The organism is Mesorhizobium sp. MC2-1-1 (assembly GCF_057597255.1).
The window spans coordinates 5,580,795-5,603,168 of record NZ_CP195205.1 but is presented as its reverse complement, the minus strand read 5'-3'; the positions used below and the strand labels follow the sequence as shown (position 1 = coordinate 5,603,168).

27 protein-coding genes, 2 tRNA genes and 3 pseudogenes are annotated in these 22,374 nt (G+C 60.5%); 20 read left to right on the top strand and 12 right to left on the bottom strand.

All coding sequences use genetic code 11. The features are described from left to right. Positions 1-2: 2 nt before the first annotated feature. On the bottom strand, positions 3-473 hold the full coding sequence (locus ACR64R_RS27580) for a very short patch repair endonuclease (protein WP_487359378.1): 471 nt from the start codon (positions 471-473) through the stop codon (positions 3-5). A 112-nt stretch (positions 474-585) separates the two neighbouring features. Beyond that, the gene (locus ACR64R_RS27575; RefSeq protein ID WP_487359377.1) at positions 586-984 is read right to left on the bottom strand and encodes a recombinase family protein; all 399 of its coding nucleotides are present in this window, start codon (positions 982-984) and stop codon (positions 586-588) included. A gap of 55 nt (positions 985-1,039) precedes the next feature. Here ACR64R_RS27575 and ACR64R_RS27570 point away from each other — a divergent pair, with 55 nt between their 5' ends. From ACR64R_RS27570 to ACR64R_RS27560, 3 genes are all read left to right on the top strand, one after another. Continuing rightward, entirely contained in the window at positions 1,040-1,783 is a 744-nt protein-coding gene (locus ACR64R_RS27570) for a hypothetical protein (RefSeq protein WP_487359376.1), read from the top strand. Positions 1,784-1,923: 140 nt separating this feature from the next. Next, entirely contained in the window at positions 1,924-3,009 is a 1,086-nt protein-coding gene (locus ACR64R_RS27565; protein WP_487359375.1) for a GmrSD restriction endonuclease domain-containing protein, read from the top strand. Beyond that, complete coding sequence (locus ACR64R_RS27560) at positions 3,009-3,515, top strand: HEPN domain-containing protein (protein WP_487359374.1); 507 nt, start codon at positions 3,009-3,011, stop codon at positions 3,513-3,515. The genes ACR64R_RS27565 and ACR64R_RS27560 overlap by 1 nt, the downstream gene beginning before the upstream one ends. Here ACR64R_RS27560 and ACR64R_RS27555 read toward each other — a convergent pair. Both ACR64R_RS27555 and ACR64R_RS27550 read right to left on the bottom strand, forming a co-directional pair. After that, positions 3,512-5,188, bottom strand: a complete 1,677-nt coding sequence (locus ACR64R_RS27555; protein ID WP_487359373.1) for a DUF6538 domain-containing protein — start codon at positions 5,186-5,188, stop codon at positions 3,512-3,514. The two genes, ACR64R_RS27560 and ACR64R_RS27555, sit on opposite strands and share 4 nt — an antisense overlap. A 79-nt stretch (positions 5,189-5,267) precedes the next feature. After that, positions 5,268-5,342 (bottom strand) — tRNA-Thr (locus ACR64R_RS27550). Positions 5,343-5,567: 225 nt separating this feature from the next. On the opposite strand from ACR64R_RS27550, the gene ACR64R_RS27545 reads away from it, so the two are divergent. From ACR64R_RS27545 to ACR64R_RS27500, 10 genes are all read left to right on the top strand, one after another. Further along, positions 5,568-5,768 (top strand): hypothetical protein, encoded by a 201-nt coding sequence (locus ACR64R_RS27545; protein WP_487359372.1) that lies wholly within the window; start codon positions 5,568-5,570, stop codon positions 5,766-5,768. Between the two features lie 137 nt (positions 5,769-5,905). Continuing rightward, positions 5,906-7,198, top strand: a complete 1,293-nt coding sequence (gene murA, locus ACR64R_RS27540) for a UDP-N-acetylglucosamine 1-carboxyvinyltransferase (protein WP_487359371.1) — start codon at positions 5,906-5,908, stop codon at positions 7,196-7,198. A 90-nt stretch (positions 7,199-7,288) separates the two neighbouring features. Further along, on the top strand, positions 7,289-7,723 hold the full coding sequence (locus tag ACR64R_RS27535; protein ID WP_487359370.1) for a DUF2948 family protein: 435 nt from the start codon (positions 7,289-7,291) through the stop codon (positions 7,721-7,723). 5 nt (positions 7,724-7,728) lie between these two features. Beyond that, positions 7,729-9,021, top strand: coding sequence for a histidinol dehydrogenase (hisD, locus tag ACR64R_RS27530; RefSeq protein WP_487359369.1), 1,293 nt, complete (start codon positions 7,729-7,731; stop codon positions 9,019-9,021). A gap of 2 nt (positions 9,022-9,023) precedes the next feature. Beyond that, positions 9,024-9,509, top strand: a complete 486-nt coding sequence (locus ACR64R_RS27525; protein ID WP_487359368.1) for a UPF0262 family protein — start codon at positions 9,024-9,026, stop codon at positions 9,507-9,509. Between the two features lie 121 nt (positions 9,510-9,630). Beyond that, positions 9,631-10,083 (top strand): arsenate-mycothiol transferase ArsC, encoded by a 453-nt coding sequence (locus ACR64R_RS27520; protein ID WP_487359367.1) that lies wholly within the window; start codon positions 9,631-9,633, stop codon positions 10,081-10,083. Between the two features lie 198 nt (positions 10,084-10,281). After that, positions 10,282-10,500, top strand: a complete 219-nt coding sequence (gene infA, locus ACR64R_RS27515) for a translation initiation factor IF-1 (RefSeq protein ID WP_006200926.1) — start codon at positions 10,282-10,284, stop codon at positions 10,498-10,500. A 19-nt stretch (positions 10,501-10,519) separates the two neighbouring features. After that, positions 10,520-11,146, top strand: coding sequence for a Maf-like protein (locus ACR64R_RS27510; protein ID WP_487359366.1), 627 nt, complete (start codon positions 10,520-10,522; stop codon positions 11,144-11,146). After that, a complete protein-coding gene (yacG, locus tag ACR64R_RS27505) occupies positions 11,143-11,361 on the top strand; it encodes a DNA gyrase inhibitor YacG (protein ID WP_487359365.1) in 219 nt (72 codons plus the stop codon). Before ACR64R_RS27510 ends, yacG begins: the two co-directional genes overlap by 4 nt. 221 nt (positions 11,362-11,582) lie before the next feature. Then, positions 11,583-11,658 (top strand) — tRNA-Phe (locus ACR64R_RS27500). Between the two features lie 37 nt (positions 11,659-11,695). Here the strand turns inward: ACR64R_RS27500 and ACR64R_RS27495 are convergent. Continuing rightward, a pseudogene (locus ACR64R_RS27495) lies at positions 11,696-12,288 on the bottom strand (integrase core domain-containing protein); the annotation flags it as partial. A 193-nt stretch (positions 12,289-12,481) separates the two neighbouring features. Then, positions 12,482-12,763 carry a hypothetical protein gene (locus ACR64R_RS27490; protein ID WP_487359364.1) on the bottom strand — a complete coding sequence of 94 codons (282 nt, stop codon included), beginning with the start codon at positions 12,761-12,763 and terminating at the stop codon, positions 12,482-12,484. A 336-nt stretch (positions 12,764-13,099) separates the two neighbouring features. Between ACR64R_RS27490 and ACR64R_RS27485 the strand changes: the two genes are divergently transcribed. The 4 genes from ACR64R_RS27485 to ACR64R_RS27470 all read left to right on the top strand — a co-directional run bounded on the left by ACR64R_RS27485 (position 13,100) and on the right by ACR64R_RS27470 (position 15,124). Next, positions 13,100-13,393 carry a hypothetical protein gene (locus ACR64R_RS27485; RefSeq protein WP_487359363.1) on the top strand — a complete coding sequence of 98 codons (294 nt, stop codon included), beginning with the start codon at positions 13,100-13,102 and terminating at the stop codon, positions 13,391-13,393. Between the two features lie 278 nt (positions 13,394-13,671). Further along, positions 13,672-13,821 (top strand): hypothetical protein, encoded by a 150-nt coding sequence (locus tag ACR64R_RS27480; protein ID WP_487359362.1) that lies wholly within the window; start codon positions 13,672-13,674, stop codon positions 13,819-13,821. A gap of 69 nt (positions 13,822-13,890) precedes the next feature. Then, a complete protein-coding gene (locus tag ACR64R_RS27475) occupies positions 13,891-14,154 on the top strand; it encodes an excalibur calcium-binding domain-containing protein (RefSeq protein WP_487359361.1) in 264 nt (87 codons plus the stop codon). Beyond that, entirely contained in the window at positions 14,108-15,124 is a 1,017-nt protein-coding gene (locus ACR64R_RS27470; RefSeq protein ID WP_487359360.1) for an acyltransferase family protein, read from the top strand. Before ACR64R_RS27475 ends, ACR64R_RS27470 begins: the two co-directional genes overlap by 47 nt. On the opposite strand, the gene ACR64R_RS27465 is transcribed toward ACR64R_RS27470, so the two are convergent. Then, complete coding sequence (locus tag ACR64R_RS27465; RefSeq protein WP_487359359.1) at positions 15,121-15,561, bottom strand: LamG-like jellyroll fold domain-containing protein; 441 nt, start codon at positions 15,559-15,561, stop codon at positions 15,121-15,123. The two genes, ACR64R_RS27470 and ACR64R_RS27465, sit on opposite strands and share 4 nt — an antisense overlap. Before the next feature lie 257 nt (positions 15,562-15,818). Between ACR64R_RS27465 and ACR64R_RS27460 the strand changes: the two are divergent. Further along, a pseudogene (locus tag ACR64R_RS27460) lies at positions 15,819-16,013 on the top strand (helix-turn-helix domain-containing protein); the annotation flags it as partial. 115 nt (positions 16,014-16,128) lie between these two features. Here ACR64R_RS27460 and ACR64R_RS27455 read toward each other — a convergent pair. From ACR64R_RS27455 to ACR64R_RS27445, 3 genes and pseudogenes are all read right to left on the bottom strand, one after another. Then, positions 16,129-16,625 (bottom strand): annotated as a pseudogene (locus ACR64R_RS27455) (P-type ATPase actuator domain-containing protein); the annotation flags it as partial. Positions 16,626-16,830: 205 nt separating this feature from the next. Then, the gene (locus ACR64R_RS27450; protein WP_487359358.1) at positions 16,831-17,610 is read right to left on the bottom strand and encodes a universal stress protein; all 780 of its coding nucleotides are present in this window, start codon (positions 17,608-17,610) and stop codon (positions 16,831-16,833) included. 142 nt (positions 17,611-17,752) lie between these two features. Then, positions 17,753-18,652 carry a DNA-binding protein gene (locus ACR64R_RS27445; protein WP_487359357.1) on the bottom strand — a complete coding sequence of 300 codons (900 nt, stop codon included), beginning with the start codon at positions 18,650-18,652 and terminating at the stop codon, positions 17,753-17,755. Between the two features lie 139 nt (positions 18,653-18,791). On the opposite strand from ACR64R_RS27445, the gene ACR64R_RS27440 reads away from it, so the two are divergent. Further along, positions 18,792-19,832, top strand: a complete 1,041-nt coding sequence (locus ACR64R_RS27440; protein WP_487359356.1) for a hypothetical protein — start codon at positions 18,792-18,794, stop codon at positions 19,830-19,832. Here ACR64R_RS27440 and ACR64R_RS27435 read toward each other — a convergent pair. Together ACR64R_RS27435 and ACR64R_RS27430 are read right to left on the bottom strand one after the other, a co-directional pair. Then, positions 19,777-20,754 carry a ribose-phosphate diphosphokinase gene (locus ACR64R_RS27435; protein ID WP_487359355.1) on the bottom strand — a complete coding sequence of 326 codons (978 nt, stop codon included), beginning with the start codon at positions 20,752-20,754 and terminating at the stop codon, positions 19,777-19,779. The genes ACR64R_RS27440 and ACR64R_RS27435 overlap by 56 nt on opposite strands. Positions 20,755-20,967: 213 nt before the next feature. Continuing rightward, the gene (locus tag ACR64R_RS27430) at positions 20,968-21,804 is read right to left on the bottom strand and encodes a universal stress protein (RefSeq protein ID WP_487362563.1); all 837 of its coding nucleotides are present in this window, start codon (positions 21,802-21,804) and stop codon (positions 20,968-20,970) included. 168 nt (positions 21,805-21,972) lie between these two features. On the opposite strand from ACR64R_RS27430, the gene ACR64R_RS27425 reads away from it, so the two are divergent. Beyond that, positions 21,973-22,371, top strand: a complete 399-nt coding sequence (locus ACR64R_RS27425; protein ID WP_487359354.1) for a c-type cytochrome — start codon at positions 21,973-21,975, stop codon at positions 22,369-22,371. Positions 22,372-22,374 lie beyond the last annotated feature (3 nt).

Below are 22,374 nucleotides of genomic sequence, written 5' to 3'. Positions count from 1 at the left end.
GATTAGCTGCTTCGGGCTGAAGGGCCAAGATCCAATCTCGATGCCAGTTCCCGCTCATGTCTCACCGGCCCCACAAAGGCCTTGAGGCGCTCGGCCAGCTCTGCCTGGTCCAGTGTTTCACACTCCCAAACCACGAGACTTTGCCAGCCCTGGGCACTGGCTAGTTCTAGGTTTCGAGCGTCGCGGGTCCGATTGCGGTCGAACTTCGCCTCCCAGAACGGGCGCCTCGTTGCCGGCACGTGGGCAAGCTTGCAACCATCGTGCTGGTGCCAGAAGCAACCGTGCACGAAGATGATCGAGCGTCGGGCAGGGAAAGCAACGTCGGGTCGGCCGGGAGCAGCTTTCCATTGCAGCCGATAGCGGTAGCCGAGGCTATGCAAAAGCCGGCGCACAATCATCTCCGGCTTGGTATCGGCACGCTTGATGCGCGCCATGTGGGCGCTCCGCTGCGCGGAGGTCAAGCGGTCAGGCATCGACTCTCTCCGCAATATCTGGCTTTGGCGCTACAGGCTGCGCCAGCTTAGCGAGCGTCGAACGGGAGCAGTTTGTTGCCTTCACGGTGGTATTCCAACTCTGCCGCCCGCTTCAGCATGTCCATGATAGCCTGATAGCCTCATTGCGCCGTGTGTCCTCCGGACGTCCCTTCATGCGCCCCTCGGCCTTCGCTTTGGCGACCCCTTGAGCCTGTCTGCGGCGACGGTCGTCATAATGCTTGCCGGCGATTGCGGCGAGCATGTCGAGCAGCATCCCTTGATGGCGTCGAACACGCGCCCGGTCAAGGCGTCTTAGGTCTTCAGCATCATGTGGGAGAGCGAAAGGTCCAGCGCCACGATTCCCGTCCTCGATCTCGCGCTTGAGCTGGTCCCAGTCCTTGTCCGACAAACGGCTCAGGCGGCTGACCTGTCCTGTGAGCAGGATGTCGCCCGGCTTGCTGCCGATGCTCCTGCGGTACACGAGAAGAGCCTTGGTGAGCGGGCTGTTCAAATCAATGCCACGGCAGGGCCATAATCGGAGGATTGCGCCTGAGGAGGATGATCCGATGAGAGAAGACGAACGCATTTCGGACGTTAAGGAGCTGCTCTTCGCCTACGTGAAGAGCCCGTCCCTGCGCCACATCCGGGATCCCTATTCGCTGATCAGATTGGCTCAAGAGATCGTGAGGCGCGTCGACCGAGGCAATTCGATCTGGAGGAAGTGGGACGGGCAACGCGAGGTCCTGCTCAAATCTGCCTTGGGTTGTTGGATACCAGTCGAGGCTCTGCGCGATTTTATCAACGAGATGCCGGGGCCGCAGGTTACGACGACAGATGTCAGCCAGCGCCTGAGGGCGTTCGAGGACGAGGAGTATTTCTCGTACCCGAAAGAGGAGCTTCGCCCAGGCTGTCTCGCGCTCTACGAGAAGGAAAGGACAGAGGGCACAGAGCTGCCGGCCATCATCGGCCTACTCAGAGACCACGTAGAGCAAGAAGAGGAGCGACTTAGGGTCGAGCACGAGGAACGACGTCAGAGATTGCTTGAAGAGGACCGAATGGCTCGCGAGCAACGGCTGCTGTCAGGTGCAGATTGCAAATGGACGCAGCTCCAGAAATCTCCTCATTGGTATTGCCGCACCAACGGCAGAACCTACCGTCTCTCCCCAACGAAAGACAAGATGTGGAACCTCTACCGCGTTAGTTCGGTCTCTGATGAGGACGAGAAAGGCCTGATAGGAAAGTACGGACGGCGCGGCGACGCGACGAAAGTGATCTCAAAAATGGCCTATCAACCGGAGCCACGGTGGTAGTCAGCTTGCTTGTCGGACTCCAACATTCGTTGTTCCTGGCGAGGCGGCTAGACTAGCTGTGAAGACTCTAGGATAGCAGGTCGACTATCTGCTCGCCGTTCTTTAAGAAGAGCTGAACAGCTCCAACCAAACGGGCACCAATGGCCAACCAACCCGATATAGATGACGACCTCGAAGTCGAGACAGAGGAGGACGAAGAAGAGCCCTCCCATGTGGCATATGACATCGCCACTTATCCATCGGACCTCACACTGAGCGTAATCCATGAGATGTGGACAAACAAAGAGATAACTATACCCACATTTCAGAGAAACTTTGTTTGGAACATAAAGCAGTCGTCCCTACTTATTGAGTCATTTCTGCTTGGTCTTCCGGTCCCTCAGGTGTTTTTTTACATTGATAGTGAAAACAAAAACCTAGTCATTGATGGCCAGCAAAGGATACTCAGTATCGTTTTCTTTTTCGAAGGGTACTTTGGATTTGAAAACCTGCAAGGAAGGCGACAAGTTTTCAGGCTTTCTGGTTTGGCAACAGATAGCCCTTACTACAACAAACGATACGAAGATTTGTCAAACGTAGATCAGCGACGCCTGCGAGGCTCGATACTCCGAGCGGTGAACATCAAGCAACTCACACCGGTCGGGCAAACGACAAGCATGTATCATATCTTCGAGAGGTTAAATACCGGGGGAACTCCGCTCCGACCCCAGGAGATCAGAAACTGCGTGTTCGCAGGCGGCATTGTCGATGTTCTGCAGGCGCTCAACAAGAACCCTCATTGGCGGACGCTCATCGATAAGAAGGCCCTGGAGCGCCACCAGCGCGACGTCGAAATGATCCTGAGAATATTCGCTATGGAGGAAAGGGGGAGCTCATATGAAAAGCCGATGAAGGAGTTTCTGAACGTCCAAATGCGCTCTCATCGAAAGGGCGACGACGCTGCCACGATGTCCTTTGTGGAAGGCTTTGCGGCTGTGGCAAAAAAGGTCGCAGAAACTCTTCCAAAGAAGCCATTCCATATTCGGGGGCCAATAAATCTTGCGGCCATGGATTCCATTTTGAGCGTTCTTATTAGGCATCGCTCTAAGATAAAAAATGATCTTGCGGCAAGATACCAACAACTCCTGGCGGATAAAGATTACCAGACAGCAATCTACTTCAACACCAGCGATGCCGTCACAGTTAAAGAACGTCTTAAACTAGCGAAACAATATCTTGTCGACTGATGCCATACACTGCGCGTTTTGCTCTTGTAGAAGACTACCTGAATCATCTCGATCCAATGATGGCCGGGATTGCTGATCCGTTTATCCAGAGTAGATACCTTGGTTTTGTCTTAATATCTGCTGTAACAGTCTATGAGCTGGCTATAAAGGATATAATTTATGAGTTTTCCGATAAAAAGCACGTAGTTTTAGGCAAATTTGCTAGGGCAAAGTTCGATCAACTCAACGGCAGAATTAAAATCGATTCGTTGAAGAACGAGCATATCAAGATGTTTGGTGATAAGTATGTTGAAAAATTCAGTAAGAAGCTGACCATTAAAGAAAATATATCACTCTCAACCGGCGGGACTAGCATTAAATCCTCCTACGGTAATATTATTACGTGGCGGCATGCATTTGTGCATCAGGGAGTAGCCCCAAACACCACTAACTACGATGAGATAAAGCGGGCGTATATAGCAGGAAAAGAGGTTCTACACTGCATAAACGAGGCTTTGGTGCGTTAGGCACGTTGTTGTTTACCTCTCTTCGTCACCTTCTGGACCGTGCGCGGAGCTTGGGCCGGGACGGCTTCATTCGATGGCCTCCAGGTCGTCTCCTTCACATCGAAGCGCGGCAGTTTCCCGATCTCCCTCGCAAGGGCACTGGGTGGCCAATTGCCGTACCCTTCGCGCGCATCCTCGGCGCTACTGCCAAGCATGAAGTCACGATGCTGCTTATCCATGTCATGTTTGCGCGAAAGCGTTGTGAACAGGTGCCGCCACGCATGGTTCGGCTTGCCGCCCGGCGCAGGGATGCCAAGTTCCTCAGTGATCCAATTCCCGACCCGAACCCCTGCTTCCTGCGATCGGGGCTTGCCTGTCAGCTTGGTGAGATCGGTTTCATCGGGATAGGGAACATAGAACGCAGGACCATCGCCCACTTCCTTGAACATCTCCAACAAGCCTAACTCCACAAGGTGCGGATGAACGGCAGTCATCCAGGCCATGCCGCTCTTCGTGGAACCCGCCTCCGGCGTGATGAGAAAATAGGGTGTGTCACCGTCCACCCTGACATCCACGCCGCGAAGCTGGGTGATTTCCGTCACCCGCAACCCGGAATAGGCGCAAATCCACGGCACCCAAAAGAGGGCGCGCTTGTGGGGTGCCGAGATACTCTTTGCGGTGCCTTGGAACGTGGCTCCGAGGATGGCCTTGGCCTCCTCCATGTCGTAGCCCTTCTTGCCGGGTGCCGGGCCATCCCTGCGGTCTCGAATGTCGCTGGCAACGTTGGTCGACAGTCCGAACTCCCTTACAGCATGGGTGAGGACGGCGCTCAAAGCGGCAAGGGCCTTGCCGTTGACCTTCGACGGCGACAGCCCTGCGGCGATCAACTCATCCCGCCACTTGCGAACGTCCTCATTCGTCACATCCCGAGCGTTCCGATGCCCGCTGCTCTTGACGAATTTTGCGAGGTCTCGTGCATAGTCGCTCTTGGTCTTCTCCTTGAGGCTCTGCGTCGCGAACTTGTGGTCAAGCAGGGCGAACAGGTCGAACTCCCCTGCCGCCCGTGGCGCCAACTTCGCCTTGCCTCCCTCGGCCTCCCATTTGGGAAAGCGCTTCCGAGCCTCATCGTCGGGTGAATAGTCGCCTTCGGCCTTTCTGAGATTGGTCTCAGCCCCTAGCTGGATTGCCTTATAGGCAGCATGAACGACGCGAGTCCGGCTAAAGGGATCGGTGTTGACTCCCTGCTCGACGAACAGTTCATCCACTGTCGGTCCGAACCAGCGGTCAAGCTCGCCGCCCTCCTCCTTGCCCTTGTTCAGCCGCAGGACCTCTTTCCAGATGCCTTCCTCCCCGGGCTCGCTGTCCATCATGTCGACTAGGCGAGTGTAGAGGATACCGGCAAGGGCCTGGACCTGTTTGGTGGATAGCGGCTGCGGTCCTTCCCTGAACCGTTGCCAATATTCGTGCAGCGCCCCATCGGCCTCCCGGTGGCGCTTCTTGGCCTCTGCGGGGTCTTTCGTATCGAGACTTACCTTGACAGTTTTTCCCGCTTTAATTGTTCTGACGAGGCCGCCAACGGGAATTGCCACCTTTCCGTCCAATGCAATATTTTTGAAATCGGAAGGCGCGCGTTGTCGAAGGTAGTAGACGCCAGTCTTCGGATGTCGCCAAGGTCCGGGCATTCTCAAGCTCATGTGTACCACCTCTGTGTACCAGACAGGCGGCAAAAAGACTAAGAAAGTCAGATAGTTGTTCCCGATCAAAGGGATAGGCTGGTGCTGCGAGAGAGGATTGAACTCTCGACCTCTCCCTTACCAAGGGAGTGCTCTACCACTGAGCTACCGCAGCCTGCGATGGCGGCGCTTCTGCCATATCGAACCGGCAAGCGCAAGGCCAAGAAAAACCCAAAGCGTCGCATGCGATTCTTGCCACGTCTCATGCTGTTTGTTTGAGGCGGCCGGCGTTGCCGATCCACAGCAGGGGACCGGCTCTCAGCCCTTTCATGACATGGCCACGCTAAAATGGTAGCCATGCGGAATCGCAGCCGGCTGATCCGTCGGTCAGGGATGGAAGATGAACGAAAAGGCAAATCCACCGAAAAAAGGCGACGGCGAGCGCAAGCACCGGCTGGCGGAAGCGCTGCGCGCCAACCTGCAGAAGCGCAAGGCGCAGGCGCGTTCGCGGCGCGCCGGGGAGGTTGGCAAGCAACCCGCCCGCGATCCTGACGATCGGCCGGAAGGGCTGCCGGCTGCTGGAAAAATGCACAAGGACTGACCAAATCAGCCATACTGCCTGGCCACAGTCGGCCCGGTTTCAAGGAAATCGTATTTCTTGAACCAAGCCGGCCAATGGTCTAAGCCGGCGCATCAACCGATTGTAGCGGCCTGTTCTGGCCGAGGGGACGTTTTCTTATGGATCGCATCAGAATTATCGGCGGCAATGAGCTTGCCGGTACCATTCCGATCTCGGGCGCCAAGAACGCGGCGCTGCCGCTGATGATCGCCTCGCTGCTCACCGACGACACGCTGACGCTCGAAAACGTCCCGCATCTGGCCGATGTCGAGCAACTGATCCGGATCCTCGGCAATCACGGCGTCGACTATTCGGTCAACGGGCGCCGGGAGAGCCAGCAGAAAGGCTATTCGCGCACCATCAATTTCTCCGCCCGCAACATTGTCGACACCACCGCGCCTTACGAGCTGGTGTCGAAGATGCGGGCCTCCTTCTGGGTGATCGGGCCGCTGCTTGCCCGCATGGGCGAGGCCAAGGTGTCGCTGCCCGGCGGCTGCGCCATCGGCACGCGCCCGGTCGACCTTTTCCTCGAGGGCCTGCAGGTTCTGGGCGCCGAACTCGATGTCGACAACGGCTATGTCATCGCCAAGACGAAGAACGGCCGCCTGGTCGGCAATCGCTACGTGTTCCCGAAAGTGTCGGTCGGCGCCACCCATGTGCTGATGATGGCGGCCTCGCTCGCCAAGGGCGAGACAGTGCTGGAAAACGCCGCGCGCGAGCCCGAAATCGTCAATCTCGCCGAATGCCTGATAGCCATGGGCGCCAAGATCCATGGCGCCGGCACCCCGACCATCACCATCCACGGCGTCGAGGCGCTCTCGGGCGCCCGGGTTCGCGTCATCCCCGACCGCATAGAGACCGGTACCTATGCGATGGCTGTCGCCATGACCGGCGGCGACGTGATGCTCGAAGGCGCCCGGCCCGACCTGCTGCAGACGGCGCTCGACGTGCTGGTCGAGACCGGCGCCGAGATCACGCCGACCAATGAGGGCATCCGCGTCAAGCGCAACGGCGCCGGCATTGCGCCGGTCGATGTGACCACAGCCCCCTTCCCGGCCTTTCCCACCGACCTGCAGGCGCAGTTCATGGGGCTGATGACGATGGCCAAGGGCAAGTCGCGCATCACGGAGACAATCTTCGAGAACCGCTTCATGCATGTGCAGGAGCTCGCCCGGCTCGGCGCCCACATAACCCTTTCCGGCCAGACGGCGATCGTCGAGGGCGTCACCCGGCTGAAGGGCGCGCCGGTCATGGCGACCGACCTGCGCGCCTCGGTGTCGCTGGTGATCGCCGGCCTTGCCGCCGATGGCGAGACGACCGTCAACCGCGTCTACCACCTCGACCGTGGCTTCGAGCGGCTGGAGGAGAAACTCTCCGGCTGCGGCGCGGTGATCGAGCGGATTTCGGGCTGACGCGTCGCAGCATTCTTCCCAGCGGTTGCGCCGAGCGGAAAGACCGCCTAACAGGACGTTGAATTATCAACGTTCAGGTGCGTATTTGGCATGGCAGCTCTCAAGCTCATCGCGCTCGACGATCAGGATCTGAGCATCGTTTCGGCGCATGTCCAGGACGCCGTCATGAAGGTCTCCGACCTGGAGTACCTGCCGGCGGCCAAGCGCTTCGTGCTGACCATGAACCGGTTCGCGTGGGAAGCGAAGTCCGGTCTGTTCCGCCAGCACAACGAACGGCGGCAGAGCGTTCTGCATTTCGACCGCGTGCTCGGCGTCAAGACCAGCGGCATCGCGCGCGACAAGCCGGCCGAAGTGCTGTCGCTGCTGGCGATCAGCTTCATCCCCATCAGCAAGCCCGCCGGTATCGTCGAGCTGGTGTTTTCGGGCGGCGGCACCATCATGCTCGATGTCGAATGCATCGAGGCCAGGCTTGCCGATGTCGGCGGCTCCTGGGAAGCCACCTCGCGACCTGTGCACAGAGGCTAAGCGCGATGGCCATAACGCTTCAACAGCAGGACGCCGATTTCGAACGGCGCTTTTCGGCCTTCCTCACCACCAAGCGCGAGGTCTCCGCCGATGTCGAGGCCGTGGTACGCGACATCATTGCGCGCGTGCGCGCAGATGGCGACATGGCGCTGATCGACTACACGCTGAAATTCGACAAGGCCGATCTCGGCGCGCTTGGCATCGCCGTCTCGAAGAGCGACATCGCCAAGGCCTATGAAGCGGCCGATCCGGCAACCGTCGAGGCGCTCGAATTCGCGCGCGAGCGTATCCGTTCGCATCACGAGCGGCAGAAGCCGAAGGACGACCGCTATAAGGACGCCGCCGGCGTCGAGCTCGGCTCGCGCTGGACGGCGATCGAAGCCGTCGGCCTTTATGTGCCGGGCGGCACGGCGAGCTACCCGAGCTCGGTGCTGATGAATGCCGTGCCGGCCAAGGTCGCCGGCGTCGAGCGCATCGTCATCGTCGTGCCGGCCACCGGCGGCGTCATCAACCCTCTGGTGCTGGTCGCTGCCGACCTAGCCGGTGTTTCGGAGATCTACCGCGTCGGCGGCGCGCAGGCCGTTGCGGCGCTCGCCTACGGCACCGAGACGATCAGACCCGTCGCCAAGATCGTCGGTCCCGGCAACGCCTATGTCGCGGCGGCCAAGCGCCAGGTGTTCGGTACTGTCGGCATCGACATGATCGCCGGACCGTCGGAAGTGCTGGTCGTGGCCGACGCCGACAACGACCCGGACTGGATCGCGGCAGACCTTTTGGCACAGGCCGAGCACGACACGTCGGCGCAATCGATCCTGATCACCGACAACGCAGAGTTTGGCCGGGCGGTCGAGCAGGCGGTGGCACGCCAGCTCAAGGTCCTGCCGCGCGGCGAGACGGCGGCCGCAAGCTGGCGCGATTTCGGCGCGGTCATCCTGGTGCCGACGCTCGACGCTTCGCTGCCGCTGGTCGACAGGATCGCGGCGGAGCATGTCGAACTCGCTTTCAATGACGCCGAGGCGTTCCTTTCAAGGATGCGCAACGCCGGTGCCGTCTTTATCGGCCGGCATACGCCGGAAGTCATCGGCGACTATGTCGGCGGCTCCAACCACGTCTTGCCGACGGCACGCTCGGCGCGTTTCTCGTCGGGCCTGTCGGTGCTTGACTTCGTCAAGCGCACCTCGATCCTCAAGCTCGGGCCGGAGCAGCTCAAGGCGCTGGCACCCGCCGCGATCGCGCTCGCCAAGGCGGAAGGGCTCGATGCGCATGCCCGCTCCGTCTCGATCAGGCTGAACATGTAGCGATGCCCGGCCGCGACCAAACCCGCGACAGGCTGATCGACGTCGAGCTCGACGAAACGATCGGACGTTCGACGCCCGACGTCGAACACGAGCGGGCCGTGGCGATCTTCGATCTCATTGAGGAGAACCGTTTCCGGCCGGTCGGCGACGAGGGCGGCGGCCCTTACAGATTGAAGCTCTCGCTGGCCGAGCAGCGCCTGGTCTTTGCCGTCAGCCGCGAGAATGGCGCCGCAGTGGTTACCCACATATTGTCGCTGACGCCACTGAGGCGCATCGTCAAGGATTACTACCTGATCTGCGAGAGCTACTACGAGGCCATCCGCTCCTCGACGCCCAGCCATATCGAGGCGATCGACATGGGCCGGCGCGGCCTGCACAATGAGGGCTCGCAGACGCTGATGGACAGGCTCGCCGGCAAGATCGAGATCGACTTCGACACGGCGCGCCGGCTGTTCACACTGGTCTGCGTGCTGCACTGGCGAGGTTAGATCGGGATGACGTTTCGTTGAATCGCCACCCTGATGCGACTCTTTGTTGGGGCACGATGTTATCCGGAAACCGGCTACCGCTTCTTGCGTGCGCTGACCTCCGGTTCGGGATCATCCTCTAGTGCCGGCCGCCCTGCCCCATTCGATCCTGTTCCTGTGCGGCATGAACGCCGTGCGCTCGCCTATCGCGGAACAGTTGGCGCGCCGCATACTCCCCGCCACCACCTTCGTCGCTTCGGCCGGCGTGCGCGCCGGCGAGCGCGATCCGTTCGTCGACGCAGTGCTTGCCGAGGAGGGCCTGTCGCTCGGCGCGCGTCAGCCCAGGACGCTGGAGGAACTGGAAGACGATTATTTCGACCTGATCGTCACGCTGGCGCCGGAAGCGCATCATGCGGCCCTCGAGCTCACCCGATCGCTGGCCGTCGAGGTCGAATACTGGCCTATGCCCGACCCGACCGACACCGGCGGCACGCGCGAGCACATCATGGCCGCGTATCGCGACGTGCGCGAGCGGCTGAAACGGCGCATCGACAGGCGTTTTGCGGCGCCGGAGGCTGAAAGCACCTCGGATTAGGGATGTTCACAAGCGGCCGATTATCATATAGGTTCCGCGCAAATTCCGGTTGGAGTCGGATGACTTCGGGTCTATTCGATCTGAAGTTTGAATCCGGCCCCAGATCAAGAGTAGTGCATGATGTCGTCCGAAAGCCGCTTCACACTTTTCGGCATCATGCTCTAGGCGCCGGAACGCCCATCCAAGCAAAGGTATCGAATGCCGAAGGAAGAAGTCCTCGAGTTTCCAGGTGTGGTCACCGAACTGCTGCCCAATGCGATGTTCCGCGTGAAACTCGAAAACGAACACGAAATCATCGCCCATACGGCCGGCCGCATGCGCAAGAACCGTATCCGCGTGCTGACCGGCGACAAGGTCCTGGTCGAGATGACCCCTTACGACCTGACCAAGGGCCGCATCACCTATCGTTTCAAGTAACAGCCCGGCGCGAAGCGCGATGAGCATTCCGCAGAAGCTGGTGCTTGCCTCGGGTTCGCCGCGCCGCATCGAACTCTTGCAGCAGGCCGGCATCGAGCCGGACCGGGTGCTGCCCGCCGACGTCGACGAGACGCCGCTGCGCGCAGAGCATCCGCGCTCGCTGGCCAAGCGCCTCTGCAAGGACAAGGCCGAGAAGGCGCTGGCCTCGCTGAAGAGCGAGGAGGACTATGCGCCCGCCTTCATCCTCGCCGCCGACACGGTGGTGGCGGTCGGGCGGCGTATCCTGCCCAAGGCCGAGACGATCGACGACGCCATCAATTGCCTCGGCCTGCTTTCCGGCCGCTCGCACCGGGTCTATTCCGGCATCTGTCTGATCACGCCGGGCGGCAAGCTGCGCCAGCGGCTGGTGGAGACCAGGGTGCGCTTCAAGCGGCTGCCGCGCGAGGAGATCGACGCCTATGTCGCCTCCGGCGAATGGCGTGGCAAGGCCGGCGGCTACGCAGTGCAGGGCCTGGCCGGCTCCTTCGTCGTCAAGCTGGTCGGCTCCTACACCAACGTGGTCGGCCTGCCGCTTTATGAAAGTGTCGCGCTGCTTTCAGGCGAGGGTTTCAAGACGCATCAGAACTGGCACACCGCGCGCTCATGAGCCTGGACGACAAGGTGACGCCGTTGAGGCCGAAGCGACCCTGCCCCGAATGCGGGAAGCCTTCCTCACGCGAGCACTATCCGTTCTGCTCCGCGCGCTGCAAGGACATCGACCTCAATCGCTGGCTGAAGGGCGCTTATGTCATTCCGGATCGCGACGACAAGGAAGACGAGGACAACCCGAAGCCGGGCCCGGCGCCCAGGGACGAGGGTTGAGCGAGGGCGGCACGCCGCCGTTTCATCACGATTGTTCCGCCTCGGCGAAATCACCCCTCAAGCGCTTGTTTTCACGCAATTCCGCAGCGGAAAACCGCCACGCACTTTTCCTGGAATTGCTCTGGACAGGCCGGATTCCCGTGCTATAACCCACGCGCTTTCAAGGGGCGCCGACTGACGCTCTTGAAGCCCGGCGAACGGTCCCGTTAGCCGGCACAGAGGCCCAGATAGCTCAGTTGGTAGAGCAGCGGACTGAAAATCCGCGTGTCGGTGGTTCGAATCCGCCTCTGGGCACCATTGCCTTTTGGTCCGTTCCGGACACATAGGTTACGGTTTATGCCGGAGACATGGGTAACACTTTTTGGCCTGAAGGGGTTTTGGAGTGGTTCGAGCCTGCATGTGTCATCGTCGAATATCCCAAATCATAGTCCATGAAGCTGGTCAGCCAGATGTGGTCCTGGACCTGTTTGATGCCAACGGTCTGGCCGGCAAAGACAATGCTGAGGTTGATCTTCCTGTAATTGTAGCAGATGCGGCCGCATGTGGTGACGGTGACGGCCTTGTCGTGAAACGGATAGTCGAGATCGGGCAAGCCGGCATAGGAACGCGTCGAAGGTCGATAGCGCTCGGCGGGACAGTCCATGCCGAGCGCCTGATGCGGGCGTTCTGAATTGAACTCGTCGATGAAGTCGTCGAACCTGACCTGCTGCTGAAGGAAATTGGCGCCAGCCGGTTTGGTGGTCTCCTTCTTCAGGGTGAGGTGCATACGCTCATGGCGCCCGTTCAGCTGCGGGCAGCCCGGCTTGATGCGCTCGATGTCGATGCCCAAGCGCAGCCACCAGACCGACAACTTGTGGTCGACAGCGCCTCGCAGGCGATGAGATAGCGGCTGGCAAAGTCGGTGATCGTCAGCGGATAGCAATAGCGCATCAGGGTGAATCGCATTAGCGGATACTCATGTCGGGAGATTTACATGACGTTCCACGGGCGTACATAGCCGTCTATGCAATTGCCATCGGCCGCGCCGAGGTTCATGGTTAACGCGGTCCGGGACTACCCATCTACCCCCGACCTTTGCCCGGCGACTTTCCACACTTCCCCTGAAGCCAGACAGCTCTCTTCAAGGACAGGGTGTCCAGCCGTTGCGCTGCTCGGGTGTCACTGCATGGTTGGTGAACTGCAGGTTCCGATCGTCCCGGCCGGCGCCGCGGCACTCGTGGCAATAGATGATCCTAAGCAGATACCAGTGCAGGCAGCGCTGATCCGGCCCGAACCGCTTGACCAGTTCAGCGACGTCGAGCGCCGCCCTCCGCCTGCACGTCAGGCAGTCGACCGATAGGCCGGTGCCGGCCGCCAGCTTGCCGCCAAGCGTGCATTCGGAGAAGGGGTATTTGTTCGACATTGGCGATCCTCATGCAATCGAGGTCGCCGCACCACGCAGGAATTTAGTCCTACCCAAGCGAATCTTCAATCCAGTGGCGCCGGTGGGTGGGGTGAACATCTAGCCACATGCCCGTGACGGCGTGCTTCCAACCGTTCATCGTCCTTTCACACGGAAAAATGAGCGGATGCAGGCCGTCGTCGTCCAGAACCGCTATTAGCTCCAGAAGTCAGAGAAATGGCGCGCTGAGGATCATCTCCCACATGTATGCAGCATGCGCCTCACGTGTTATCGAGGCTTTTCAAGCAAATATTAGCGCAAGCTTGCCGAAGCCGCTGATCGCGCCAGAATCATGGAATGGCGAGTGGCGGCATCAAAGTTGGCGACACCGTGGCGATCACGGCAACCGTGCGCAAGCGCGTCACAGAGGACAGGGTGAGCGTGCTGATCCCTACCTATAGCCAACCACATTCGATCGTCGACAAAACGCCAGGCATCAGTAGCGGCCAGAAAATCGAGCTGACCGGGGAAGTCATCCGCGTGGATGAGGATACGGTGACAGTCGGCGGTCGGGATCTCGGCATCACGGTCAAGCGCAGCGCAGTGCGGCTCGTGACCAGCCATGTCGCGCCGAAACGGACGAAGGCTTGAGGGGATTCACAGATTCCCGATTTGGATCTGTGTTGCTCGGAATGGAACGGGCATTCGATGACATCGCTGCACCCTGAGCGCCCCGCCAGAGCGTTTCCGGGCTCGCTATGGCGCCTTTGGCCCTGCGCCTGGCTGAAAGCCTCGCCGCCGGTCTCGCAATGGGCATCGGCTTCGCGATCGTCCACGCCGTCGCCGACTGAATATTAGCGATTTCTTGTGTAAAGCCTCCGACAGGAGCATAATGCCTGCGCTACGAGGAGCTTTTGAGGGAGAGTTCCATGCGACCGATCCTTGTGATCGTCGCCACTATCGCCGCGATCTTCGTCTGGGACGCCTTGGCTAACAAGAGCGCATACCGGATTGCTCTGATTACGAACCTCGAACAGGCAGAGAACTTTCCAGGCCTTGTAAAAGTCTCTTGGAACTAACCCTTGGGGACACTTGCCTTAGCGGCCTCTAGACCTCTAACCTTTCAACTGGGGACGAGGGTCGGGCATATGTCACCACGAACGAAGCTAAGGTTGGCTGCACTGTTTGCGGTTCTCGCCGGTGCCTTCGCCTGGCAAAGGTTGTCGACGCCGCACCTTCCGCCGGTGCCGTCGGGAGCGATACAACGCTCTTGTGAAGCGGTTTTGAAGTGCCAACAAATGCTTTCATGCGAGGACGCGGTCTGGCATCTCCACAATTGCGCATGGGGCAAGACCTTGGACGGCGATGGCAACGGGATCGCTTGCGAGACGATCTGCCGGATCCAGTCTTAGACCGAAGAGGCCGCTGCACATGGGCGGGGGAAGGCTCTACGGATTAGATGCTCTACGCGGAGTCGCGGCTTTAGCCGTGGCCACCTTCCATTTGGTATCGACCTACAACCTCCCGCCCGTTCCCATTGGTTATTCGGTGGCCGTCGACCTATTCTTCATCGTGTCCGGCTTCGTCATGACTAGGACCTATGAGGATCGCTTGCGGGACGGGCTTACGACCCTGGGCTTCATCGGGCTACGATATCGCCGGCTGTTCCTTCCGCTTGCCGTCGGCTCGACGATTGGTTTCGTCTTGACGGCTGCCGTCCGTGGCCTGTCTATTCCAATGACGACGGCCTACCTGCTGATCCTGTTATTTCTGCCGTCCGGCGGTCCATATGCGTTCGCCTTGAACGTCCCGGCGTGGTCGTTGTTTGTGGAAATCATCGCCAATGCTCTTCATGGCTGGATCTTCGCGAGATTGGCCAATGCTCGGCTTCTCACGCTCATGGGGCTGTGCGGCCTTCTTGCCGCCGTCAGCGCTGAACGGCAGATGTATTGGGGGGCCGATATCGTGGCGAACCTTTGGCTGATCCCGCGCGAGCTGACCTGCTACCTCGTCGGCATCTGGATATTCCGCCGGCACGGCGATGCGCCGCTCGGACAACATCCCGTTGTAGCGGTGGGCGCCCTAGCGATCCTGCTCAGCTTTGCCTCGACCAATACCGCATGGGAGATCGTAGCATTGGTCGCCTGCCCCTTCATCGTTCGGGCGTCCCTCTGCTTGCCGCGCACACAATGGGCCACTTGGGCGGGCGCACTATCCTATCCGCTCTATGCCACGCACTTTCCGGTCATACTCGTCTCCTTTTGGGCCGGCTTCCATCCTGCTGCTGGTGCCGCCCTGGTAGCCACGGTCTCGATCGCAGTGACGCTGGTCTTCGAAGTCCGACGCCAGCCCCAAACAACGAGCCAAGCGCTTTCCAGCTAAACGGATGACCTTGAGAAGGCCGCGATCGGCGGAGTGAAGCCGGCATCGCTGCCGCAGGGGGTGTAGCCCTTGATCACCCGCACCTCGTCCAGATAGCCGTTCAAACCGGCGAAGCCTGGAAAGTCGGGGATCAGACCGAGACCCCTGCGGGAACCGCTCCCAGAATGATTTTGCATGGCCGTTGCGATCGTTGCCGAAGCCTGCATCACCCCATTGATATAAGTTCGAACCTTGTTACTGGAGTCCTTGTCCGCGCAGACATGATACCAACGATTTGGCGCCGGCGCCCATGCTGACTGTACGTCGGTGTTGCCGGCGCTGGTGGCATAGCGGAAACGAAGATTGCCGCCGGTCAAATAGAAGAACCAGGACGGCGAGGCGGCACCCCATTGGCCTCCGATAGAACCCACGGTCGCGCCCGATGTGGCAAACCGCACCCGGCCTCGAAGCAGAATGGGCCAGAGCCGAAATCGAAGTCATTGGGCCTCGGTGAGGTCTGCTGACAATAGACCTCATCGCCTGAGCCGTCGAAAAGACAGGACGACGAACCGTATTTGGCCTGAGCTGTGCTGATTTTTGCATTCGAGTCGCCGCCGTTCATGGTCATCGTGTTGGCGGAATTGCTCTCGTCGGTTGTCGTGGTCGAGTTGTTGGCGCCTTCAAAGCCGAGCAGCAGCTTGACGGCCGAAAACGGAATTTACGGCGGGCAAGAAGCAGCCGACATCTAACGCAAGAGGAATTGGCCGAGCGATCAGGGCTGAGCGCGCGCTACATTGGAGCGATTGAACGCGCTAGTGTATCGACCAGTGTCACGGTTCTCGGCGGCATTGCGGACGCGCTCGGGGTCGAGCCAGAAGCCCTGATCCGCACGTCGAAGAAGGGGCGCTGAGGTAAGGCGTGCGGATAGCCGCATGCGAACGCGGCTTCAACCAACACGGTAGCGAGTGGGCGGCGGTGCGTCGGCTTCGGGCGCGTCTACGTTAGTCGAAGATGGAGATGTGCGATCCGCCAGGACTTCGGAGGGCGCTGTCGGCGGCAATCTTTCGTACCGGCACGGATTCGCCAGTAAGCAGAGATTCGTGGATCTGAAGGTCCTGGCTATGGAGAAGAGTGGCATCGGCCGGCACCCGGTCACCCTCCGCGAACACGACAACATCCCCCGCACGACCTCGCGCCCGGGGGTGCGCCTGCGCTCGCCGTTGCGGATGACGAGCGCTCGGGGACTTGTGAGTGCAGCGCTTCGAGGACACGCTCCGCGCGTGTCTCTTGTATTATCGTGATGCCGATCGACATTGTCGCAAAGGCAAGCAGGATCAGCGCCTCCTCCCGATTGCCCAGAAGCAGATAGACCACGCCTCCGCGAAGCTGAAGGGCAAGCATCGGCCCCCAGAAGGACCTCGATTGCGATCCTGAGCGGCGTGCGCCGTCCGGTTCTGGGCAACTCGTTCGGACCCTTGGCGATAAGCCTGGCACGCGCTTCCGTCTCGCCGAGGCCACGCAGGCTTTCCGCGATTGCCGAGACGCCTGCCACGCCTTGCGTTTTTCCGGGACTGGGGGCTGTCGTCATCCGCTGCATCTGATCGTGCTGGACAGCAAGTGCCCGCAGTATTCATCCGATGATCGCGGCGCGACCTCGATCATCAGCGCGCAAAGCTTCGGGAACTCGATCCTTGGAATTGCTCCAGGTGAGACCAGCCCGAACAGGTTCAGTGTGACACGAACACCGGCAACGAGAACTGCTGGAGCAGGGATTTTGTCATGCCGCCGAATACTGCCTCGCGGAATCGCGAATGACTGTATGCCCCGGCCACGATCAAATCCGCTTCTTCGAGCGCAGGAGAGGCAAACAGCGCCTCGATTGGCGTCAGGTCGCCGGCATTAGACCACTTGTCGATGTCGACCTTGATGCCATGGGCGAGCAGATGCTCGCCAAGCATCTCGACGTCCGCGTCTTCCCTGTCGGCCGGTGGATCGAACGCGAACACCGTCACTTTCCGCGCGCGGGCAAGGATCGGCAGGGCATCGTGCACCACGCGCGTGGCCTGTGCGCTGGGCGACCACGCCATCACGACCTCCTTGCCGACAGGCCGGGGCTTCCAGCCCTGAGGCAACATGATCATCGGTACCCCCGCGGACATCAGGACCTGCTCCGGCACCCCGGCGAGGACTCTACCCGAGGCTTCCGGGTTGGGCTGCGTCGCGATCACCAAATCCGCATAGCGCGCATAGAAATCCTTCCATCCCGTCGTAGCCCGATCCGCGATCTTGAAGCGCACCTGCACGCCTGCGCCATCGGCGCTGGCATGAAACGTCTCTACGAGCGATTTCGCACGCTCCGCCCACTCGCCGTCGAAGGCCGCGGCCGCATCGACGTCGACACCCGTCAGCCTTGCGCCGTAATCCTGAGCCAGCGACAGGGCAAAGCCCATTCGCGCGTTGTTGTCGGTGGAACCATCGAGAAAGACCAGAATATCCTTGTAGCTCATCACTCACTCCCGCGGCTTTGGCTGTTTCAGCAAGCATTCTCATCGCCACCCAACAGCCAGACACCCGGAAGCGCCTTGAGTTGGATCAAACCACCGCATCGAACAGCCCGTCATCACTACCGAAAGTTTCGAGATCGGCGAGCTAGTCCGGCACTTCCTTTTCGCCCTCGATGCCTTCCCGTCCTCGGACGACGCGCTGCCCGAGCGCGGGCCCGCGTGTCGCTGTGACCACGGTAGACCGTCCATCGGGCTGGCCGTCCTTGTGATAGATGATGACGACCCAGTCGGATGTCTTGTCGAGTTGGTGCGCGAGTTGGGTGTTTGAAAACAAAGCGGTAAAATGCCATTCGCCATGGCGGGCGTGCAGGATGGGCAGCCAGGCTTCCCCCGTGGGATTGAGGCGTTTCGGCGCAATCTTGCGCAGTTCTCCCGCGGCGGCGCGCTCACGGTACATCCGGTCCACCTGCAGAAGCATGTCGACAGGCGGGCGAACAGCCGTGGTCCCGGGAACGAAGACCGGCCGTCCGAGGCGTTCCGCAATGGCTGCGGCGATCATCCGCCGACGTCGCGGCCCGATGCCTTTCACCGCAACCTTGCCGAACCGAACGGCGTGTTCGAGTTCCTCCAGGCTCTCGAGCTGGCCTTCCTTGGCAAGGCGATCAGCCAGCTTCGCGCCGATGCCTGGAATGCTGCGGAACAGAACCTCCGGCGCAAGGTCTCCCCGCAGCCTGTCCATTTGCGACCAGCGCCCCGTGGTGACCATTTCCGCGATCGCGCCGGCTATACCCGTTCCAATCGCAGGAAGCGCCATCAATCCCTCGCGGCCCTCTTGTGAGAGAATCTCGTCGATCGGCCGGCCGAGCGCCGAGATCACCTCGGCTGCGCTTTCGAAGGCTCTGGCGCGAAATCCATCCTCGCCTTGGCGGGTCAAGAGATCGGCGTAATCACGCAGCCGGCCTGCAATCAGCAAGTTGATGGCCGGCGGGCCTTGGGAAGCGATCTTCATCGCGGGAACGGTCTGAATGCCGGCCTGAACGGTCATCCTGAAGTACCTCGTCGGATGGACAAAGCAATTTACGCGCGAACGAGCGCCGGGTTCATTGATACGCATCAAGGCGCGCCGCGCCTTTTGGCAGGCTTGTTCGATATGTTGCGCGCGAGCGATGCAGGGGTGATTATCGATGACCGATCTGGCGGCAAAGGTCCGCTTCTTGAGCGATCCAGGCTCGTATCCTCATGCCACATCCTCTGTTGCGGCCCGGGAAACGCACATGTCCTGGGTCTTCCTGACCGACGACCGCGTTTACAAGCTGAAAAAGCCGGTGCGATACCCCTTTCTCGATTTCGGCACGCTCGCCAGGCGCCGGTTCTTCTGCGAGGAGGAACTGCGACTGAACAGGCGGCTCGCGGCCGACACCTACTACGCCGTCATCCCGCTGCGATGCACCCAGGCCGGCCACCTCGCCCTTTCGGGGCGAGGACGCGCCGTCGACTGGCTGGTCGAAATGAAACGGCTACCCGAGGCCGACTTGCTGGATGTCAGGCTTCGTGAAGGCCTCGTGACCGAGGTGGACATCCGCAAGGCAGGCGAATTGATGGTCGGCTTCTATTCCCTCGCCCCGCCGGAGATCGAAGACGGCAGTCTCTATCTGGAAAGCCTCGTCAGAGAGCACACAGTCAATCGAGCCATCCTGGGTCAGCCGACGCTCGGCGTCTCGGATGCCGCCCTGCCCGTGCTTGAAGCCGCCGACGCACGCTTTGCGCAGTTGATCCCGAACATCAAGGCTCGCATCGAGGCGGGCCGCATTGTCGAAGGGCATGGCGACCTGCGGCCCGAGCACGTGTACATCGGCACCCCGACGCAGGTCATAGACTGCCTCGAATTCGATCGGTCACTGCGCATCGTCGATCCCTATGACGAGATCAACTATCTCGGCCTCGAATGTGCGATGCTGGGAGCAGGCTGGGTTCGCCCGGCCCTGCTTGATCTGCTCGAAGCACGCCTGGGCGGACGGCCCGATGATGAAGTCCTGGCTTTTTACGGTGCATTCCGGATGTTGCTTCGGGCACGGCTTTGCCTGGCGCATCTGCTCGACCGGGTCGTGCGTGAACCCGGCAAGTGGCCGCGCATGGCGCTCTCCTATATCGCCGCCGCGAAGGAAGAGCTCAGTTCTCCATTCCAGCCAGTTGGGAAATCGAGCCATTCGCATGCAAACGCTTGATCGCCTCCGCGATCAGCGGCGCGGTTGACAGGATCTGCAGCTTTGCCGCGCGTCCGGGCGCCACTCTCGATACCGATGCCACGCTGTCGGTGACCACGACGCGGCCGATGGCGGGCTCGGTGAACAGGGCTTCCGCTCCTTTGCTGAACAGACCGTGGGTGGCTATGGCGTGAACGTCCTTGGCGCCGCGTTCCCGGCAGGCATGGGCGGCGCGGATCATCGTACCTCCGGTGCTGATCATATCGTCGATGAGAAAGACGACCCTTCCATCCACCTCGCCTGCAAAAAGATCGCCCGATACGACGCCTCGGCTTCGACGCTTCTCCATGAAGCCGAATCCGATTTCGTTGCCGATTGTCGCCTCGCATCTTTCCTTCAGCAACTGCGCACGCTTTACGCCGCCGCCATCAGGAGAAAACACCACAATGGGGTCAGCGCCGGCCAGTTCGCCAAGAACGGGCCCGAACAGGCCTCCGGCATCGAGATGAAGCGTTCGGCAACGGAAAGCGTTTTGAAACGCCGCGAAATTATGGACGTCGAGCGTCACAAGGCAATCGGTGCCCACCGCTTCGAACAGCTGCGCGACATAGCGCGTGTTCACGGGGTCTCGGGCCTTGGTCTGCCGATCCTTGCGCGCGTAGGAAAGATAAGGGGCGATTGCAGTTACGCGCGCCGCGCCGTTCTCCCGACATGTGGCGATGAAAAAGAGAAGCTTAAGCAGCTTATCATTGGCCGAGACACCCTGTTCGCCTGCGAGGCTATGCAGGATGTAAACATCCTCGCCGCGCACGCTTACGAGGGGCCTCGCCTTGTGCTCGCCATCCTCGAAATCGCGCTCCTCATGGGGGTCGAGATCGACATCCAGGGCCTTCGCGACATGCCCGCCCAGCCGGTTGGTTTCTCTCAAGGCAAACAAACGCATGGTCATCTCACCAGTGCAGGACAGAAATGTCGCAACGTTGCAGGTTTGGCCCGTGCGGCAGCGGTGGCGTTGATTGCCGTCAATACCGTCCAGATTTCGCAATCGCGCAAGCGCTTATGTTGTCAGATACAGCCGCGGTATCGGCGCCATCGAGGTAACTCTGGCAAGCCAGGCATGCTGGTTCAATCTGGTCTTTCGGCGAATGCGCGCCTTTCAGCGCGCCATAAGAACCGCCAGCCCCGCGTCCTCGATCATGGACTTGGTCACGCCGCCGAAAATCCGTTCGCGCAGCCTGGAATGACCGTAAGCCCCCATAACCATGAGCTCGGCACCGGTGTCGACCGCATGCTGGCGTAGAACGCCGGCGACGGAATGGCCCGAGCTCGGCAGGCGATCCACCGCGACCTTCACGCCATGTCGAGAGAGATAGGCCGCTACATCCGCTCCAGGTTCCGCGCCGTGGTGCCGTTCGTCATCGATCGGGTCGATCATGGCAATACGGACCTCATCGGCGGACGACAGTATGTCGAGCGCCTCCCGCACGGCACGCGAGGCTTCCAGGCTGGCGTCCCAGGCGACAAGGACGCGTTTCGGCTTCAGCGTCGCGCGCGCTCCCTCGGGAACCAGCAATATCGGCTTCCCGGATGAGAAAAGCGCGCCGGCAACGACCTTTTCCTTAAGCAGGTGGCTCGCGAGCATTTCCGGCCCGATAATGGTCAAATCGGCGTAGCGGGCGCGCCGGCCGATAATTTCATCGGCCCAGGACTGCTCCGGGTAATCGCTGCTGAGGTCTGCCGATACGGGGCTTTCCGACAGCATCCTGGATACCGCCGAGTTGCGCTTCTCCAGGACTTGCATTTCGGCCTCGCGTTCGGCGAGCCAGGCCGGCGAAACGACCGCCGCGTATTCTCCGCCTGATGGAGGCGCAGCGACGACCACGACCAGCACGGAGAGATGCGCCTCGATTTCCTCGCACAGACCTGCGGCGAGCCTCAGATCACCGTCTCCGTGATCGGGCCCGGTAACCGTGAGCAATGTCTTGAATGGCATGGCGGCCGCTCCTTGTTCGAGAAAGCTTAACAGAGGACGCAGTCGTAGCGAGCCAGCCGGCACCCTTCCTTGCGCTGAATCAAATTGATCCCCTCTCAGGATTGATCCCTGTCAACGTACGCGCCCTTCGCGCGGCTTAGCCTGACATGGATAGCTGGAGGCGGATCCATGAGATTCTGGACGACGATGTGTCTTTTCGCGCTGACGCTGAACACCGCGGCTGCGCAGCAGATGAGCAATGGACAACAGGAATATCTTAACTCCTGCGCGGTCTGCCACGGCGTGGACGGCAAGGGCGACGGGCCGTTGGGCGATGAACTGCGCAAGCGCCCCTCCGATCTGACGACGCTGACGAAGCGAAATGGCGGCGAGTTTCCGTACTGGCGAGTGTATGCCACGATCGACGGCCGCGGTCTTGTCCCGGCGCATGGCGAACGCGACATGCCTGTCTGGGGCAATCAGTTCCTGCCTGAGGACGTGAAGCGTTATGGCCCCTATGGTGGGCAGGCCGTGACCACGGAACGCATCCAAAACCTCACCGGTTACCTCCAGACGCTTCAGCGCTAGCAA